Raw genomic sequence first — 16,382 nt, 5'->3', positions numbered from 1 at the left:
GGGGCGTGCATGGGCGAGCGGTTCACGAGCCTGGAGATCGGTTCCGGAGTCGGTGGCCAAGCGCTCGGGCTTGAGAGAGCGGGTTTCCGTCCGGTCATGGCGATCGACAACGACATGCACGCCTGCCGGACGTTGCGCGCCAACCGACCAGACTGGAACGTCACCGAACTGGACCTCAAAGACTTCACCGGAGCCGACTTCCGAATCCGGACAATCGATCTGCTGTCCGGTGGCGTCCCGTCCAGTCCCTACTCGATCGCCGGCAAGCAGGAGGGCGCCAAGGATGAGCGAGACCTACTGTCCGTGGCAGTCTGTTTGGCGATCGAGCTGCAGCCCAGAGCGATCGTCCTGGAGACCACGCCATCGTTGAGGATGCCCAAGTTCGCAGGTGTCCGGGAAGAAGTCGAGGCGGAACTCAAGCACTTGGGTTACTGGTGGGAGTGGAAGGTCCTGGATGCGCAGAACTTCGGCGTACCTCAGGTGCGACGCAGCTACCTGCTGCTCGCCATGCGGCCGAACGACTTCGTGCGATTCGAGTGGCCCCAGCCGACGCACCACACCGTTCCCACGGTCGGCGAGGTGCTGAGGGAATCGATGGCGAGCAAGGGTTGGCGCGACGCGGACGCCTGGGCGCTGTTGGCCAATCGTGTCGCCCCGACGGTCGTCGGCGGCTCGAAGAACCACGGAGGTGCCGATCTGGGCCCCACCCGATCCAAGCGCCAGTGGATGGAAGTGGCCGTGAATGCCCACAGCCTCGGAAACGATGTCCCCGATGAGAACTTCATGTTGGACCCAAGCCGCGGGCGAGACGGAGTTCCCAAACTGACGGTCGAGCAGGTGATGAAGCTCCAGAGCCTGCCGGACGACTGGATCGTCATGGGCGGTAAGACCGCACGCTACAAGCAGGTGGCGCAGGCGGTTCCGCCGCCGCTCGCCGAGGCCGTGGGCCGACAGATCGCGGCAGTACTGAGCCATTCGTCTCGGTAAGGTGAGGCTCATGACCGCCCGCCCCCCCAGCCCCATCAACATCATCGACCTCTTCGCCGGATGTGGGGGGCTGACTCAGGGATTCCATACTTTCGCGCCGGGTGCCTTCCGCACGGTCGGAGCGGTGGAATGGGACGTCGCCGCGGCCTCCACGTACGCGGCGAACTTCGCCGAGGAGGCCGGTGGGACCGGCCATATTTATGCAGGTGACATAGCTCGGTGGGATCCCAAGGATGTCGCTTCCAGCGTCGATGTGATCCTTGGTGGCCCACCCTGCCAGGGTTTCTCTGGCTTGGGCAAGGAGGATCCGCTCGATCCCCGGAACAAGCTCTGGAAGGAGTACGTCCGGGTGGTCATGGAGCTCAAACCCAAGATCTTCGTCATCGAGAACGTAGACCGCTTCCAGAAGTCGCACGAGTACCAGTTGCTCAAGGCATCAACAGGTGAGCGCGGTGAGTTGCGAGAGTACGTTCTGGAGACGAAGCTGTTGAACGCGGCCGACTACGGTGTTCCACAGACTCGCCGGCGTGTGATCGTTCTGGCCACCCATCGAGATCTCATCGAGTCGCACCCGTTGAAGAAGCCTCTCCAACACCCCAAGCCCACCCACCGGAAGCTCGATAAGAAGAGCGACGGGGCGCTGTTCGAATCGCTGGAAGGATGGATCCCCTCAAGCGTCGTCTTCAGCTCGACTCCTCCGGAGACCACGACCACTGAACTGCCGGCACGGACCTGTGACCTCCTGGGCCGGACACTCCCGGGCACCTTCCGAACGACTGACCTTCATATCGGTCGCAACCCGACGGACCTTTCGCGGGAGCGGTACAGTGCGATTCCCGCAGGGGGCAACCGTCACAACTTGCCACCTCATCTGTCCACTCCGAACTGGATCAACCATCGGAACGGCTCCGGAGACGTAATGGGGCGCCTCTGGTGGGATCGCCCCTCGGTGACCATCCGCACCGAGTTCTACAAGCCGGAGAAGGGGCGATACCTCCACCCGAAGGCCCACCGCCCGATCACACACTTGGAAGCCGCGCTACTTCAGGGCTTTCCCCTCGAGTACAAATGGGTCGGAAGCAAGATTCAGATAGCGCGTCAGATCGGCAACGCTGTTCCCGTGGGTCTTGCCCAGGTGATCGCCGGGGAGCTGTATCGCTACCTGGCGACCGCCCACGGCTAAGGCCGTGCGTGCCCAGCACGCATAAGTCATCGACGCCCTGTCGGCCAAATATCCCGCCGCGTGCGACCACTTACTATAGACGCGGTGCGCGAGGAGTTGGTGGCTTTCGCCTCCTTCCCCCCGGTAGGTCGGGGAGTAGATCTGGTCGAATAATCCTCAGCCTGGATGCACCGAGCCGATTCTGATGTGTTTGCCATAAAATAAGCGGAGGTGCCCTGCGGGCTGGGCTAATGGGAGTTCTCTAAGCATCCAAGTCCGCAGTCGAAGGACACCTCGTACGTGCGATTGTTTCATGCCGCCGCCAGGACTCATGCGCGCTTCGACGACGAGCGCCTCGTCGCCTACGCCGGACTGGAGCCGGTGATGCGGCCGGCCGAACGCTGCAGCCTGGGCGGACTCATCGACGAGCACGTCGCCATCGCCGACCGGCTCGTTGTCAACGCGGCGACGAAAATCAGTTCGATCGTGGCCAGGATGGCCACCGGAGCCCGGAGCCGACAGCATCGCCGATCTGAACGCGATACTGCACGGCGGGATGAACAAACTGCTGGCCGGTATCCGCACCCCGTCTACGCTGGGCTCGCTCCTGCACTGTCTGGCGTGGGGGAACGTCCGTCAGATCGAGAAAGTCCCCCGCGAGGTGCTGGCCCGGCCGGCTGCGCATACGCCGCTGCTGCCCGCAGCCGGCACGGTCGCGTTCCTGCACCTGGACGCGATACACAAATGCACCTACGGATCCGCCAAGCAAGGCGCCGGGTTCGGGCACACGAAGATCGGCGGGAGGGGCCCGCACACAGCGTTCGCGTCGAAGAACAAGCAGGCCTTCACCGCCCGGCTGATCGTGCGCCGGGTCAAGCGGCTCAGCCCGCACGCCACGATCGGCCAAGGCGAGCTGTTTCAGCATCTACCGGTATCACGCGATCTTCACCGACTGCCCGTTTCCACCTGTCCCAGGCCGAACAACAGCATCATGACCACGCGATCGTGGAGCAGGTCTTCGCCGACATGGTCGGGACCTGCCCCAAGGCCAGGTAGTTAAGGCTTTCGTGGTGCGGTCAAGGACGTGGTTCTCAGGACATGAGGACGGAGACCCAGTAGAACGGTGATCTTCCACAACCAGCCGTCGATGAACTGGATCTCCATTGATTGCCGAGTATGCCAGCTCTGCTGTTTCGCGCGCTGCCGAGACGGACTCTTCACCCCGCTCGGCAGCGGGGCGACTGTTCGCCCCCGGGCATTTGGGGGAGCTGACCGGGCTCGTACCGTTCGAGCTCGTCGATGCGGTCCTAGATGAGACACGCAGCGTGCAGCGTCGTCTGCGCGCTCTGCCCTCGCGTGTCGGGGTCTACTTCCTGCTGGCGATGTGCCTGTTCCCCGAGGTCGGCTACCTGCTGGTCTGGCAGAAACTGACGGCCTCGCTGACCGTCCTGCCGGCCATGACCCCCACCGCCAAAGCCCTGCGAGACCTGCGCCGCAGAGTCGGCGGCGCACCGATGCAGCGCCTGTTCGAGGTGCTGAGCGGACCGCTGGCTCAGCCCCGACTCCAGGAACGCGATTCGGGGCCTACCGCACCGTCTCCCTTCGACGGCTGCAGCTCGCTCAAGGCCCCCGACACCATCCGTAACCGGGCCTGGCTGGGCAGCCCCGGCCACGGCGGCTACCCACTGCTGGAACTGATGACACTCGTCGAGACCGGAACCCGGGCTCTGATCGGCGCGGTCTTCGGCCTCACCAGCGAAGACGAGACCGGCTATGCCCGGCGCCTGCTGCACCTGCTGACGCCCGACATGCTCGTGTTATGGGACAAGGGCTTCGACAGCAACGCCTTCATCGCCCAGGTCAGCCCGCTATTGTCTGGCGACGTACTGGAAGAGGAGAACAAGCAGCTCAAGGCCCGGGTTCGGGAGCTGGAGCGCGACATCCTGCGCTGGGCGGCCAGATATTTCGCAGGAGAGACGTACTGGTGAGTCGCTTCGCGTTCGTCGACGACCACGCGGGCGCCTTCGGCGTGAAGCGGCTGTGCCGGGTGCTGAAGGTGTCCCGCTCGGGCTTCTACCGGTGGCGTTAGGCCGCGCCGGCCCGCGCGGAGCGGGCTGCGGCCGATGCGGCGCTAGGGCGGGACATCAGCAGATCCATGGTGCGTTCGACGGCACCTACGGCAGCCCGCGTATCACCGCCGAACTGCGTGCCCGGGGCCGCGGAGTAAACCACAAGCGGGTCGCGCGGGTGATGCGCCGTTTGGCATCGTCGGGCTGCACCTGCGCAGGAAGGTGCGCACCACGGTGCCGGAACCCTCGCATCAGAAGGTGGCTGACCTGATCAAGCGGGACTTCACCGCGGCCGCCCCGAACCGGCGCTATGTCGGTGACATCCCCACCTGCCCGTCAGTGAGGCGGTTCTTGAGGCCCGCCTGGAGCCGGCGACGGGCCTGGGCATCGTCGACTCCGTCCGGCGCTTCAAAACCCGCCGTCCCTTAGGTACCGCCGGAAAGCCGTCCAGGCGGCGCACGTAAACCTCAGCGCCCCCAAGCCCATGTTCTTGGAGTCACGAATCGCCTTTTCACCAGTTGGGAGACTGGCGACTTCGATGCAGTCGCCTTCGGCTGCGCTGGCTGAGGACTTGCGCCATGTTGCGGCGGCGAGGTCGTGCGTATAGGGATCGGGGGGTGAGGAGGTCATGGCCTGCTTTCTTCCTCCATGCGGGCGATCAGGGCCTTGGAGTCGTCTACCGGCAAGGCGGCGGCGACGATTCGGCTGAAGGCGTCGGTGAAGGTGCTCACCTCCGTGCCTCCTTCAACATAAGAGACGCCCATGAGGTTTTCCAGCATGACTACGTCGGGCATGGCGGTGGGGAAGCCGACGAGGCTGAAGCCGCCGGCGTGGCCGGGGTGCGGGGTGGAGGCCAGAGGCATCACTTGCAGGGTGATGTTGGGGAGTTCGGCGCAGTCGGTGAGTCTGCGGAGTTGGTCGCGCATGGTGCTCGGGCGGACGGCGAATCGTTGGTGGAGGACTGCTTCCGAGATGACCGCCCAGATCTTCAGTGGGCCCGTCGGGCGGGTCAGGACGGCTTGGCGGGCCAGGCGGAGTTCCGCGAGGGCGGCTATCTCCTCGGGGGTACGTGTCATCGTGATGCCGGAGATGGTCTCGCGGGCGTAGGCCGCGGTCTGCAGGAGGCCAGGGATGAGAAGTGGGGCGAAGGTCTTGACGCTTTCGGCGTCGGACTCCAGTGAGATGTAGTCCGCGTAGGCCGGGGCGACGATGCCGCTGTAGGTCTGCCACCAGCCTCGTTTGCCGGCGTCTCTGGCGAGGGTCTCCAAGGCGTCGAAGACCTCGGAGTCGGTCACTCCGTAGGCCTTGAGAAGGGCGATCACCTCGCCGCGGCGGATATGGGCGTTGGCGTTCTCGATCCTTGAGAGTTTGGGGGCCGTCCAGCCCACGGCCGCGGCGGCTTCGTCCAGGTTCAGGCCAGCGGCGTTGCGAAAGCGGCGCAGGGACTCACCGAGACGTCGGCGTCGGACCGTGGGGACTGGGCGGCTGTTCGGCATGAGAGCAGTGTTCCATCACCCTGTGTGACCTCGTGGCAGATCCAGGAACCTGGCACATGAAGTTGGGTGACAACCTTGCGCGAGGGCATCAGCAGGATCCATGCTTCCTGTCAGCAGCTACGACCGAGGGTAGTCAATTAATTACCCATGGTGTCGTAACTGTCCGTTATAGCTATGGATAGATCTATCAGAAGGGCATCCCGCGTGATGGAGTGGTCGGCTGCCGCCAAACTCGGGTTCTATCCGGCGATCCATGACAGAGGGCTCATCGTGCACATGAATGTGTGGGCGGAGAGCCTTCATGGCGTTCGAGCTCTCATCACTCAAGTGCTCGGTGCTAAGGGGGTGGACGGCGAGCGCGTGGAATCGGTGCGGCTGGTCGCGTCCGAGCTCATCGCCAACGCCGTCAGGGCATGCGGCGACTGGGTGCCGGTTGTGGTGGAGGTGGAGATAGCAAGCGCGGGTATATGGATCAGGGTTCATGATCCGAATCCCAATCGGCTGCCGGTGCGTTCTCGCACTCCACCGGACGATTCTGACGCCGAGACAGGGCGAGGGCTCTGGTTGTTGGATGCGCTTACGCCTGGGTGGAGCGTCGAACGTACTCCGATCGGCAAGCAGGTGCAGTGCCTGCTGGCTTCTGCGTCGCCGTTCGGGTGTGAACGGGTGTCGGGATGAATTACCGGTCGGCGATGTCGTTGACTTGGGTCAGGCGGAAGTTGTTGCCCGAAGGGTCGCGGAAGGCGGCGTCTATGCCGTAGGGGCGTTCCTCTGGGGCCTCGGTGAATTCGACGCCACGGGACTTGAGGTCGTTGTAGGCGGCCTCGCAGCTGTCGGTGGTCAGGAAGATGGTGCCGGTGAAGCCCTTGGAGGTCAGGTCGCGGACTTGGGCGGTGGTGGCTTCGTCCATCATTGGGGGGCCGGGGATGGCCATGAGGACGATGGAGAACTCGGGCTGGTTGGTGGGGCCTACTGTGAGCCAGCGGAAGTTGCCCATTTCGGGGACTGTTACGTCGGTGCGGATCTCCATGTTGAGCTTCTTGGTGTAGAAGGCCAGGGCTTCGTCCTGGTCGTGGACCCAGACCTGGGCGTTGACGATCTTGAGCATCAGAGGGCTCCTGGGAGTGGTGGGGTGGATGGCTCTGACGCTAGTCGTGTGCGGTTGGGGGTGTCTTCTTGAAACGTCCGGTGTTGGGGGCGGGTGTGGGCGTGGACGATGCAGGCGGGGATCAGGGCGAAGGTGGCCGGGTCGGGGAACTGGGCGCGGTACTTGGTGGGGGGCATGCCGTAGGTGCGGGTGAAGCTGGTGGTGAAGGAGCCGATGCTTTGCAGGCCTACGGCTATGCAGATGTCGGCTACTGAGTGGTCGGTGTTGCGGAGGAGGGCCGCGGCGCGTTCGAGGCGGCGGGTCAGTAGGTAGGCGTGGGGGGTTTCGCCGAAGGTGCGGCGGAACTGGTGGCTGAAGTGGGCTCGGGAGAGGCCGGCGGCGTGGGCCATGTCGGCGACGGTGATGGGGTCTTGGTAGTGGGCGTCTACCAGGTCTTTTGCGCGTACCAGGTGGCGGGCGGGTGGGACGGACGGCATGGGCGTCAGTATCGCCGGTGGGGGTGACAACCTTGCTGTGGCGCTAGGCGAAGGGCTGACCGGTCTTCACGGAGTGGCTTGATCTGGATTCTCGGGATGCTCAAACTTCGGGGATTTTCCGTCGGGGCTGGTTGTCGCCGTCGGTTCGTGCTATCTGTCCGGCTGTCCAGCAGGGTACGGCTCCAGCGGCGGAAAAATCTTCGCGCGGCTGGGTTGGGGTCGGTGTGGGGTGCAGGGAAACGCGCAGGTCAGGGGTGGGGTGAGCGTCGTGGAAAAAGTTTGTGAGCGTGGACGTCGCGGGTGGGGTCGCCGGCACGTTTGGGCAGGTCAGGGCGGGATGTGAACGTCCCATTCATGTTTGCCAAGAGGGTTCTGGGCGGTTCAGGATTAAGCATCTCTTGGCGAGCCCTGAGCAGGGCTTTCTTTGCCATGCCTGGAAGTCGGCACTGATCGGATGAGGAGGAGGGGCGATGATCCATGCCCGGGGACTGGCTCGGCGGTTCAAGGTCAAACGGCGGGGTGTGGTGGAGGCGGTTCGGGGGGTTGATCTGGATGTGGAGCAGGGGCAACTGGTGGCGTTCCTCGGGCCCAATGGGGCGGGGAAGTCGACCTGTCTGCGGATGTTGACGACCCTGTTGCGGCCTACCTCGGGGACGGCGGTGGTAGCAGGGCGGGATGTGGTTCGGGATCCGGCGGGGGTGCGGGGGCGGATCGGATACGTGGGGCAGAAGAACGGGGCCGGGGAAGGATTTCGGGTTCGGGATGAGCTGGTCAGTCAGGGGCGGGCTTACGGGATGAGCCGGGCGGCGGCGCGGGCGCGGGCCGATGAGGTGCTGGGGCTGCTGGAGTTGGAGCCGATGGCTGCGCGGACGCCTGGGACGTTGTCCGGGGGGCAGCGGCGGCGGCTCGATATCGCGTTGGGGTTGGTACATCGGCCGGAGTTGTTGTTCCTGGACGAGCCGTCCACCGGGTTGGATCCGCAGAGCCGGGCTGATATCTGGGGGCACATCCTGCGGCTGCGGGAGCGGCATGGGACGACGATTTTCCTTACCACTCACTATCTCGAAGAGGCCGACAGTATGGCGGAGCGGGTAGTGATCATCGATCAGGGGCGGATCATCGCGGACGGGACGGCTGAGGCGCTCAAAGGGGAGCTCGCCGGCGACCGGGTGACGGTCGGGGTGGAGGACGGGCTCGGAGGGCGGGCGGCGGAGATCGCGGAGCGGGTGGCGGGGCCGAGCGAAGTCGTGGTGGACGGTGGGGTCGTACGGCTGCGGGTGCCGTGGGCGGCGTCGATGTTGCCGGAGTATCTGCGGGCGCTGGAAGCCGCGGGGGTGAAGGTGCGGTCGGCGGAGACGGCGCGGCCCACGTTGGATGACGTGTTCCTGGCGTTGACCGGGCGGACTCTGCGGGAGAGCGAGGAGGTGGCGGGGCCGTGAGCGGTGCTGCTGCGGAAGAAGTGCGGAAGTTTCTCAGGGACACCGGCACTGTGTTCTCCCGGGAGTTCATGCCGGTGTTGCGAGGGCCGGTTGTGCTGGTCTTCACGATGGGGCAGCCGTTGCTGTTCCTCTTTCTGTTCGGGTCGATGTTGGAGGGGGTGCGAGGGGGCGCGTCCTGGCAGTGGTTCGTGCCGGGGATTCTGGTGATGATGTGCCTGACCGGGCCGATGATGGCGGGGTATTCGCTGCTGGTGGAGCTGATGGGCGGGTCGCTGGAGCGGATGCTGGTGACGCCGCTCAATCGGGTGGCGATGCTTGTGGGGCGGACTCTGAAGGAGTTCGTGATTCTGCTGTTCCAGGCGGGGCTGATCATCGTGCTGGCGGTCCCGCTGGGGTTCCGGCCCTCGGTGCACGGGGTGCTCGTGGGGCTGGGGCTGCTGGTCGTCTTCGGGGTCGGGCTCGGGGCGTTGTCGTTCGCGCTCGCGATCGCGTCGCGGCCTGGGGGTGATCTGTTCTGGGGGGTCACGCAGATGGTGTTGTTCCCGATCGTGCTGTTGTCCGGGCTGTTGTTGCCGGTGGAGTCGGGGCCGTCGTGGTTGCGGGTGGCGGCGGCGGCGAATCCTGTGCGGTACATCGCCGAGGCGGAGCGGGCGTTGTTCGCGGGGCGGGTGGCGGACATGTCGGTTGTGTACGGCCTGTTGTGTGCGGGCGCGGTGGCGGTGGTCGGGCTGGCGATCGGGACCCGGGCCATGCGGCGGGGGGTTTGAGTGTGGCCGGCCCTGCGCGGGAGGAGGATTCCGCGCAGGGCCGGGGCGGGTGGGCGCCGTACCGGCGGCGCCTGGTTCCGCCTGTGGGAGTCCGCCGTACTGGTGCTTGGACGTGCGGCGGAGGAGTGTCTGGTACTGCTGCGCCGGGACGGGTGAGAAGCCTGGCGCCGTACACGGCGCCGGATTCGCCGTACCACCTCCCGCCGTACCGGCGCCGATGAGACAGCTCAGCAGGCGGGGTGGTGAGGAACTGGGCGGTCAGCGTGGGCTCGGCTCTGAGCGCCGTACGGCGGCGCCGCACTCGCCGTACCACCTCCCGCCGTACCGGCGCCGATGAGACAGCTCGGCAGGCGGGGTGGTGAGAACCTGGGCGGTCAGCGTGGAGCCCGGCTGAGCGCCGTACGGCGGTGCCGGATTCGCCGTACCACCTCGCGCCGTACCGGCGCCGATAAGACAGCTCAGCGGGGGGAGGGGCGGGGACGGCGGGATGGGCGCCGCCAGCGGTGGGGTTGGTTAGAGGAGGGCGATGATGGAGCCGACTACGCCTATGGCGCGGCTGGCGGTGCTGATTAGGGCGCCTATGTCTATGTTGGCGCCGGCGTTCCATTGCCAGCGGTAGCCGGCGGAGAGTTCGGGCCAGGCGGCGGCGAGGGCGGGGTTGAGGCCGCTGTGGTTCCAGTCGAAGTCTCGGGAGCCGGGTTCGAAGGTGCCGTGGACTCGGCCGCGGATGGGGAGGCTGAAGGCGGGGTTGCCGTCTCGGGTGGTTACTACCCAGGTGAGGGCTACGTTGTAGCTGGGGGCTCCGGAGACGTGGAAGTGGCCGCTGTAGTTGAAGGCGCCGTTGGGGAAGAGGGCGATGGTGGTCCAGCCGCCTACGGGGACGCCGCCGCCGAAGACGATTTGGCCGGAGGCTTGGATGGAGGGGAGGGCGAAGCTCTCGGGGGCGTCTTCCCGGTTCGGGGGGCGGAGGTGGTCGGTCCAGTGGGCGGCTTCTGGCATGGCGGCGAGTTCGGCCAGGGCGGTGTCGGTGGGGATGTTCTTGGTGCCGTACGGGGCGGAGTCGTAGCCGGCGGAGGTGATCTCGGCCAGGGAGGCCGAGTGGAGCATCTCCGCGGCGCTGCCGAGGAGGATTTGGCGCTGGGTTTCGGTGAACTCGGACGGGTTCAGGTAGGGCTTGCTCATGACGGGTGGTCCCCCCTGGGACGGCGTGGTGCTTGGTCCCTCAGTGATAGCCCTGGTCAGAGGGGGGCTCATGAGTAGGCCCCTACTCAACCCAGCGGGTTCGAGGATGTGAGGGACGGCGCCTGGCCCGCGGTGACCGCTTTCAGTTGGTCGAGTGACTCGCGCATGAGGGCGGTGAGGTCGGGGCGGCCGGTGCCGGCGATCCAGCGTTCGAACGCGACCCGGAAGACGGTGATGCCCGCTTCGGCGGCCAGGCTCGCGGCGGGGTCGGGGACGCCGCGGTGGCGCAACGCGTCGGCGAGGGCTCTGGACAGCCTCGCGAGCTTGATCAGCTCGCGTTCCTGGAGTTCGGGGTTCGCGGAGATGACGGACTGGCGGCGTTGGGACTTTTCGTGGCGGTCCGCGAACAGGGTGCCGACGGCCTCCAGGGCCGCGGTTATCGTGTCGATCGGCGTCGCGGCGCCGGGCGCGGCAGTGACGGCGTCCACGAGGCGCTCCTGCAGTTCGCCTGAGCCTCCGAACAGGACCTCGCGTTTGTCGGCGAAGTGACGGAAGAAGGTGCGTTCGGTCAGGCCGGCCCGTTTGGCGATCTCGGCCACTGTGGTCTGCTCGAACCCGCGCTCGATGTAGAGGTCGAGCGCGGCTTCTTCCAGGCGGCCGCGCGCGTTCGGCTCCCATCGACCCATGCCGGAATCCTACTGGGTGACAGTGACTGACATCAGTGCCGGGAAAGGGCGGGTTGGGGCCTGCGGGCGGTACGCGGGAGAATCGGGCGGTGCACGGGAACGAGGAGACCCGCCTGCGGGTGACGCTGCTCGGCGCCCTCCAGGTGTGCCGCGGCGACGCCGTGGTGGCCGTTCCCGGTGCCCGGCTCCGCGGCCTGGTCGCGCGGCTGGCGCTGGCCGGCGGCCGGCCGGTCGAACCGGGTGTCCTGGTCGACGCGCTGTGGCCGCAGCGGCTCCCGGCTGACCCGGTGAACGCGCTGCAGTCACTGGTATCCCGGTTGCGCCGGCTGCTCGGCGCGGCCGGCACGGTCACACGGTCCGAGGGCGGCGGCTACCGCCTCGGCGTCACGGAGGACGACGTCGACGCGCTGCGGTTCGAGCGGCTGGCCGCGTACGGCCGTGACCGGCTGCGGGCGGGTGACCCCCGGACGGCGGCGGGGCTGCTCGGCGAGGCGGTCGCGCTCTACGGCGAGCCCTCGGTGATCGCCGCGGTCGCCCCGGCGGTCGCGACGCGGCTGGTCCGCGCCGCGGTCGAGGCGGGCACGGAGCTGGCCGAGGCGGAGCTGGAGCTCGGCCGTCCCGACGACGCCGCCACCCGGCTGGCCGCCCTGCTGGCCGAGCACCCGGCGGACGAGCGGGTGGCCGCGCTGCTGATGGACGCGCTGGCCGCCCAGGGCCGCCAGGCCGACGCCCTTGACCTGTACGAACGGGTGCGCGAGACCCTCGCAGAACGGCTCGGCGCCGACCCCGGCGCCGCGCTGCGCGAGCGCCACCTGCGCCTGCTCCGGTCGCCGGCTCCCGAGGCCCGGCGCGAGGTGCCCGCGAGCAATCTGCCCGCCGCCCTGACCAGTTTCGTCGGGCGCGACGACGACCTCGCCCGTGTCGGCACGCTGCTCGCCCGCGGGCGCCTCGTCACGGTGGTCGGGCCGGGCGGGGCCGGCAAGACCCGGCTCGCGGTCGAGGCGGGCCGCCGCCACCGCCACGAGTACCGCGACGGCACCTGGCTGGTCGACCTGGCCGCGGTCACCGAGCCCGCCAAGGCCGGCGCGGCGATGCTGGACGCGATCGGGCTGCGCGGCGCCGCGCTGTTCGAGGCCTCCGGCCGGATGCGGGCCGAGGGCAGCTAGCTCAACGTGCTGGCCGACCGGCTCAACGGCAGGGAGAGCCTGCTCGTGGTGGACAACTGCGAGCACCTGATCGACGCGGTCGCGCACCTGATCGCGGCGCTGCTGCCGCGCTGCGCCGGGCTGCGGGTGCTGGCGACGAGCCGTGAGCCGCTCGCGATCGACGGCGAGGCGCTGGTCCCGCTGGCCCGCTGGCGCTGCCGGGCCCCGGCGACGGCCTCGACGACATCCGCCGCAGCGCGTCGGTTCGCCTGTTCACCGAACGGGCCGCGGCGGTGCGCCCCGGTTTCGACGTCGACGAGCGGACGCGCGCGGACGTGGTCCGGCTGGTGCGCGGCCTGGACGGCATGCCGCTCGCGCTGGAGCTGGCCGCGGCCCGGCTGCGGACCCTGTCGCTGCCCGAGCTCGCCGCCGGGTTGTCCGACCGGTTCCGGCTGCTCACCACGGGCAGCCGGGCCGCGGCACCGCGGCATCGCACGCTGCGCGCCGTCATCGCGTGGAGCTGGGATCTGCTCGGCGAGAACGAGCGTACGGTGGCCGAGCGGGTCTCGGTCCTGCCCGGTGGCGTGACGCCGGAGTCGGCCGCGGCGGTCTGCGCCGGCACCGCGGTGCTCCCTGGCGAGGTCCCCGAGCTGCTCGCCGCCCTGGTCGACAAGTCGCTGCTGCTCCTGGCGCCCGACGCGGGCCGCTACCGGATGCTGGAGACCCTGCGCGAGTACGGCATCGAGCGGCTCGCCGACCGGGGCGCGCTCGGCGCCGTCCGCGATCTCGCCGCCCGCCACCTGGCCGGGCTGGTCGCCCGCGAGGACCCACTGCTGCGCGGCCCCGGTCAGCTCGCCGCGCTGCGCGTGATCCGTGCCGAGTACGACAACGCGATCGCCGCCCTGCGCCACCTGTGCGACACCGGTGACGCCACCGCGGCCGTCACGCTCGCCATGGACCTCTCCTGGTACTGGCAGATACTCGGCCGGCACGCCGAGGCGGCGTACTGGCACGGGCAGGCGCTGGCGCTGCCCGCCGCGGGGCACACGCCGGACCGCGACACCGCGGAGGCGATGCTCCTGCTCAACCGCGTCAACGCCCGCTCCCCGCTGAGCGCCGACGGCCTGCACGAGAACGAACCCGCGCTGCGGGCCTTGGCCGATCGCCTGCTCGCCCACCCCTCGCTGCCGGGATTCGCGGGCGTCCTGGCCGCGATCACGCTCCACTTCCTGCGGGAACACGAGGCGTCGCTGGCCTTGGTCCGGCGTCTCGCCGAGGGTCCCGACGTCTGGATGTCCGGGCTGGCCCACATGTTCCGGGCCTCGTTCGCCGAGAACCAGGGCGACCTCGACCAGGTACGCGCCGACGTGGCCGCCGCGCTCGACGCTTTCGGCCGGGCCGGCGACCGCTGGGGCCTGGCCGCCGTGCTGCCGACGCGCGCGCTGCTGCGGCAGTACGACGGGGACCTCGACGGCGCGTTGGCGGACCTGCGCGAGGCGCGGGCACTGGCGCGGGAGTTCGGGTCGCTGAGCCTGGCCGACGAGATCTTCCTCGACGTGCGCTGGATCGACCTCTACCTGCGGCGGGGCGAGGACGCCCGGGCGAGGGCGATGCTCGACGCGGTCCGCGAGCGGGCCGAGCGCTCGGCGTCGCCGGAGCTGGTCGTCATCGTCGGCGCTCTGGAGGCCGGCACGTGGCTGCGGCTCGGCGACCCGGAGCGTGCGCGGGTCCGCATCGAGGCGGCCGAAGCGGGGATGGCCGACGGGGCCCCGGCCGGCGGCGAGTACGGCGCGGCGATCGTCGGCTCGGTGCGGGCCTCGCTGTGCGTGCGGCAAGGCGACGCCGCGGGTGCCGAGGTGGCGCTGGCCCGGGCGTACGTGGCGGCCCTGGAAAGCCGGGACCTGCCGATCATGGCGATGGTCGCGGTGACCGGGGCCGGGCTGGCCGGGCTGCTGGGGCGGCACCGGGACGTGGCCCTGTTGCTCGGCGCGGCGGCCCGGCTGCGCGGCACGCACGACCTCAGCGACCGGCAGATCCAGGCGATGGCCGCCCGCGGCCGCGCGGCGCTGGGCGAGGACGTCTTCGCCGCGGCGTACCAGGACGGCTGGCGGATGGACGGGAAGACGGCCTCGCTCCAGGTCGATCCGGCGCGCCTGCGCCGGGAACCGGACGGTCCGGCGCGGGTGTGCGGCCCGTCCATGAGCCCGACCTTCTGAGGAAAGAACTTCCGTCTCGGACCGGCGTCGTGCGGGCGCGACGCTCGACACGCACACTGCGGCGGCGCTCTGGCATGGCCCGCACATCACCCGCACACGCCGCCGGCACGCCTGGGCGACTTGATGACAGTTACTGACATCAGTGTTATGTTGATGACAGTCACTGACATCAACGTCTTGGAGTGCTTCTCATGCGCGTTTTCGTCACCGGCGCGTCCGGGTGGATCGGGTCCGCCGTCGTTCCCGAGCTGATCGGCGCGGGGCACGAGGTCATCGGGCTGGCGAGGTCGGACGCCTCGGCCGCCGCGCTCACCGCGGCGGGGGCACAGGTCAGGCGTGGCACCATCGACGATCTCGACGAGCTGCGGCGGGGGGCCGAGGCGGCGGACGGGGTGATCCATCTGGCGTTCAAGCACGACGTCGCCTTCTCCGGCGACTTCGCGGGGGCCGCCGGCGCGGATCGCCTGGCCGTGGACACGTTCGGTGAGGCGCTCGCGGGCTCCGACCGGCCGTTCGTCCTCGCGTCCGGGATGCTCGGGCTGACACCGGGGCGGGTGGCGACCGAGCGGGACTCGGCGGGGGAGATCCCGGAGACCGGCCTGCGGACCCGGCAGGGGACCGCGCGGGCGGCGATCGCTTTCGCCTCCCGCGGTGTGCGCTCCTCGGCCCTGCGGCTCCCCCCGACGGTGCACGGCCAGGGGGACAAGGGGTTCATGGCGGTTCTGATCGGCGTCGCGCGCGGCCGTGGCGTCTCCGGGTACGTCGGGGACGGGTCGCAACGGTGGCCCGCGGCGCACCGGATCGACGCGGCGAACCTTTTCCGGCTGGCGCTGGAGCAGGCACCGGCGGGGTCGGTGCTGCATGGGGTCGCGGACGAGGGGGTGCCCCTTCTTGACGTCGCCGAGGTGATCGGGCGGCACCTGGATCTGCCGGTGGTCTCGGTCCGTCCCGAGGACGCGGGTGAGCATTTCGGGTGGCTGGGGGCTTACCTCTCGGCGGACAGCCCCGCTTCAAGTGCGCTGACCCGCGAGCTGCTGGGGTGGCGGCCGACGCAGATCGGGCTCATCGACGATCTCGACAAGGGGCACTACTTCCAGGCGTGATGTTCTTTGGTCAGGTGGGACGGATGATGAGGCAACTGCTGGTCGCGGTGGCCAGGAGGCGGCCGCCTTCGTCCTGCAGTTTCGCTTCGGCCAGGGCGGTGCGGGTGCCCAGGTGAGTGACCGTGCCGATGGCCCTCACCCGGCCTGTCTGGGTGGTGATGGGGCGGAGGTACTTCACGTTGAGGTCGAGCGTGGTGTAGCGGACGCCCGCGGGGAGCATCGAATGGACGGCGCAGCCCGCGGCGGAGTCCAGCAGGGTGGCGAAGACGCCGCCGTGGACCGAGCCGATGGGGTTGTAGTGGTACTCGGCGGGGGTGAAGGCGAACACGGCGTGGCCGGGGTCAGCGGTTTCCAGGTCGAATCCCAGGGCGATCGCTATGGGGGGTGCCGGGAGGGTGCCGTCCACGATCGCTTTGAGTGCGGACATGCCGTCCAGGTCCCGGCCACCCATCGCCGTGATCATGGGGTCGTTCCATGTGTACTCGCGGTGGCGGTGGGTCTCGATCTGGTCCGGGGCGGAGGTCATGCGGGCTCCCTCGGGCTGGG

The 16,382-nt window shown here is 68.7% G+C and carries 16 protein-coding genes and 2 pseudogenes; 11 read left to right on the top strand and 7 right to left on the bottom strand.

Annotated features, from left to right (window positions below):
• Positions 1-9 precede the first annotated feature (9 nt).
• From dcm to ABGB17_RS03010, 5 genes and pseudogenes are all read left to right on the top strand, one after another.
• A complete protein-coding gene (gene dcm, locus ABGB17_RS03030; protein WP_347626138.1) occupies positions 10-987 on the top strand; it encodes a DNA (cytosine-5-)-methyltransferase in 978 nt (325 codons plus the stop codon).
• Positions 988-997: 10 nt separating this feature from the next.
• Entirely contained in the window at positions 998-2,170 is a 1,173-nt protein-coding gene (locus ABGB17_RS03025) for a DNA cytosine methyltransferase (protein WP_347626137.1), read from the top strand.
• A gap of 535 nt (positions 2,171-2,705) precedes the next feature.
• Complete coding sequence (locus tag ABGB17_RS03020) at positions 2,706-3,209, top strand: hypothetical protein (protein ID WP_347626136.1); 504 nt, start codon at positions 2,706-2,708, stop codon at positions 3,207-3,209.
• Positions 3,210-3,390: 181 nt separating this feature from the next.
• Positions 3,391-4,014 (top strand): annotated as a pseudogene (locus ABGB17_RS03015) (transposase domain-containing protein); the annotation flags it as partial.
• A gap of 18 nt (positions 4,015-4,032) precedes the next feature.
• Positions 4,033-4,562 (top strand): annotated as a pseudogene (locus ABGB17_RS03010) (IS3 family transposase); the annotation flags it as partial.
• A 64-nt stretch (positions 4,563-4,626) separates the two neighbouring features.
• On the opposite strand, the gene ABGB17_RS03005 reads toward ABGB17_RS03010, so the two are convergent.
• Both ABGB17_RS03005 and ABGB17_RS03000 read right to left on the bottom strand, forming a co-directional pair.
• Complete coding sequence (locus tag ABGB17_RS03005) at positions 4,627-4,848, bottom strand: DUF397 domain-containing protein (protein ID WP_347626135.1); 222 nt, start codon at positions 4,846-4,848, stop codon at positions 4,627-4,629.
• Complete coding sequence (locus ABGB17_RS03000; RefSeq protein WP_347626134.1) at positions 4,845-5,714, bottom strand: helix-turn-helix transcriptional regulator; 870 nt, start codon at positions 5,712-5,714, stop codon at positions 4,845-4,847. Before ABGB17_RS03000 ends, ABGB17_RS03005 begins: the two co-directional genes overlap by 4 nt.
• Positions 5,715-5,921: 207 nt before the next feature.
• Between ABGB17_RS03000 and ABGB17_RS02995 the strand changes: the two genes are divergently transcribed.
• A complete protein-coding gene (locus ABGB17_RS02995) occupies positions 5,922-6,392 on the top strand; it encodes an ATP-binding protein (RefSeq protein ID WP_347626321.1) in 471 nt (156 codons plus the stop codon).
• A gap of 1 nt (position 6,393) precedes the next feature.
• Here the strand turns inward: ABGB17_RS02995 and ABGB17_RS02990 are convergent, their stop codons facing one another.
• A complete protein-coding gene (locus tag ABGB17_RS02990) occupies positions 6,394-6,822 on the bottom strand; it encodes a VOC family protein (RefSeq protein WP_347626133.1) in 429 nt (142 codons plus the stop codon).
• Entirely contained in the window at positions 6,822-7,298 is a 477-nt protein-coding gene (locus ABGB17_RS02985; protein ID WP_347626132.1) for an AraC family transcriptional regulator, read from the bottom strand. Before ABGB17_RS02985 ends, ABGB17_RS02990 begins: the two co-directional genes overlap by 1 nt.
• Positions 7,299-7,768: 470 nt before the next feature.
• Between ABGB17_RS02985 and ABGB17_RS02980 the strand changes: the two genes are divergently transcribed.
• Both ABGB17_RS02980 and ABGB17_RS02975 read left to right on the top strand, forming a co-directional pair.
• The gene (locus ABGB17_RS02980) at positions 7,769-8,737 is read left to right on the top strand and encodes an ATP-binding cassette domain-containing protein (RefSeq protein WP_347626131.1); all 969 of its coding nucleotides are present in this window, start codon (positions 7,769-7,771) and stop codon (positions 8,735-8,737) included.
• Positions 8,734-9,504, top strand: a complete 771-nt coding sequence (locus ABGB17_RS02975; protein ID WP_347626130.1) for an ABC transporter permease — start codon at positions 8,734-8,736, stop codon at positions 9,502-9,504. Before ABGB17_RS02980 ends, ABGB17_RS02975 begins: the two co-directional genes overlap by 4 nt.
• A gap of 513 nt (positions 9,505-10,017) precedes the next feature.
• Here ABGB17_RS02975 and ABGB17_RS02970 read toward each other — a convergent pair.
• Together ABGB17_RS02970 and ABGB17_RS02965 are read right to left on the bottom strand one after the other, a co-directional pair.
• Positions 10,018-10,686, bottom strand: a complete 669-nt coding sequence (locus ABGB17_RS02970) for a hypothetical protein (protein WP_347626129.1) — start codon at positions 10,684-10,686, stop codon at positions 10,018-10,020.
• Positions 10,687-10,772: 86 nt separating this feature from the next.
• On the bottom strand, positions 10,773-11,372 hold the full coding sequence (locus tag ABGB17_RS02965) for a TetR family transcriptional regulator (RefSeq protein ID WP_347626128.1): 600 nt from the start codon (positions 11,370-11,372) through the stop codon (positions 10,773-10,775).
• An 89-nt stretch (positions 11,373-11,461) separates the two neighbouring features.
• On the opposite strand from ABGB17_RS02965, the gene ABGB17_RS02960 reads away from it, so the two are divergent.
• The 3 genes from ABGB17_RS02960 (at position 11,462) to ABGB17_RS02950 (ending at position 15,836) form a co-directional block, all read left to right on the top strand.
• Positions 11,462-12,538: a BTAD domain-containing putative transcriptional regulator gene (locus tag ABGB17_RS02960; protein WP_347626127.1), complete on the top strand. Its 1,077-nt coding sequence runs from the start codon at positions 11,462-11,464 to the stop codon at positions 12,536-12,538.
• A 272-nt stretch (positions 12,539-12,810) separates the two neighbouring features.
• A complete protein-coding gene (locus ABGB17_RS02955) occupies positions 12,811-14,733 on the top strand; it encodes a hypothetical protein (RefSeq protein WP_347626126.1) in 1,923 nt (640 codons plus the stop codon).
• A 191-nt stretch (positions 14,734-14,924) separates the two neighbouring features.
• The gene (locus ABGB17_RS02950) at positions 14,925-15,836 is read left to right on the top strand and encodes an SDR family oxidoreductase (RefSeq protein WP_347626125.1); all 912 of its coding nucleotides are present in this window, start codon (positions 14,925-14,927) and stop codon (positions 15,834-15,836) included.
• A gap of 10 nt (positions 15,837-15,846) precedes the next feature.
• Here ABGB17_RS02950 and ABGB17_RS02945 read toward each other — a convergent pair whose 3' ends face one another.
• A complete protein-coding gene (locus ABGB17_RS02945) occupies positions 15,847-16,362 on the bottom strand; it encodes a PaaI family thioesterase (RefSeq protein WP_347626124.1) in 516 nt (171 codons plus the stop codon).
• Positions 16,363-16,382: the final 20 nt, after the last annotated feature.

It is taken from the genome of Sphaerisporangium sp. B11E5 (assembly GCF_039871875.1).
GTDB lineage: Bacteria > Actinomycetota > Actinomycetes > Streptosporangiales > Streptosporangiaceae > Sphaerisporangium.
The sequence above is the reverse complement of the archived record's forward strand: the minus strand, read 5'-3'. Positions and strand labels throughout refer to the sequence as shown.

Bases quoted from the DNA above. Each gene is read 5' to 3' on its own strand.
- dcm (WP_347626138.1), top strand. From the start codon at position 10: ATGGGCGAGCGGTTCACGAGCCTGGAGATCGGTTCCGGAGTCGGTGGC.
- ABGB17_RS03025 (WP_347626137.1), top strand. From the start codon at position 998: ATGACCGCCCGCCCCCCCAGCCCCATCAACATCATCGACCTCTTCGCC.
- ABGB17_RS03020 (WP_347626136.1), top strand. From the start codon at position 2,706: ATGAACAAACTGCTGGCCGGTATCCGCACCCCGTCTACGCTGGGCTCG.
- ABGB17_RS03005 (WP_347626135.1), bottom strand. From the start codon at position 4,848: ATGACCTCCTCACCCCCCGATCCCTATACGCACGACCTCGCCGCCGCA.
- ABGB17_RS03000 (WP_347626134.1), bottom strand. From the start codon at position 5,714: ATGCCGAACAGCCGCCCAGTCCCCACGGTCCGACGCCGACGTCTCGGT.
- ABGB17_RS02995 (WP_347626321.1), top strand. From the start codon at position 5,922: ATGGAGTGGTCGGCTGCCGCCAAACTCGGGTTCTATCCGGCGATCCAT.
- ABGB17_RS02990 (WP_347626133.1), bottom strand. From the start codon at position 6,822: ATGCTCAAGATCGTCAACGCCCAGGTCTGGGTCCACGACCAGGACGAA.
- ABGB17_RS02985 (WP_347626132.1), bottom strand. From the start codon at position 7,298: ATGCCGTCCGTCCCACCCGCCCGCCACCTGGTACGCGCAAAAGACCTG.
- ABGB17_RS02980 (WP_347626131.1), top strand. From the start codon at position 7,769: ATGATCCATGCCCGGGGACTGGCTCGGCGGTTCAAGGTCAAACGGCGG.
- ABGB17_RS02970 (WP_347626129.1), bottom strand. From the start codon at position 10,686: ATGAGCAAGCCCTACCTGAACCCGTCCGAGTTCACCGAAACCCAGCGC.
- ABGB17_RS02965 (WP_347626128.1), bottom strand. From the start codon at position 11,372: ATGGGTCGATGGGAGCCGAACGCGCGCGGCCGCCTGGAAGAAGCCGCG.
- ABGB17_RS02950 (WP_347626125.1), top strand. From the start codon at position 14,925: ATGCGCGTTTTCGTCACCGGCGCGTCCGGGTGGATCGGGTCCGCCGTC.
- ABGB17_RS02945 (WP_347626124.1), bottom strand. From the start codon at position 16,362: ATGACCTCCGCCCCGGACCAGATCGAGACCCACCGCCACCGCGAGTAC.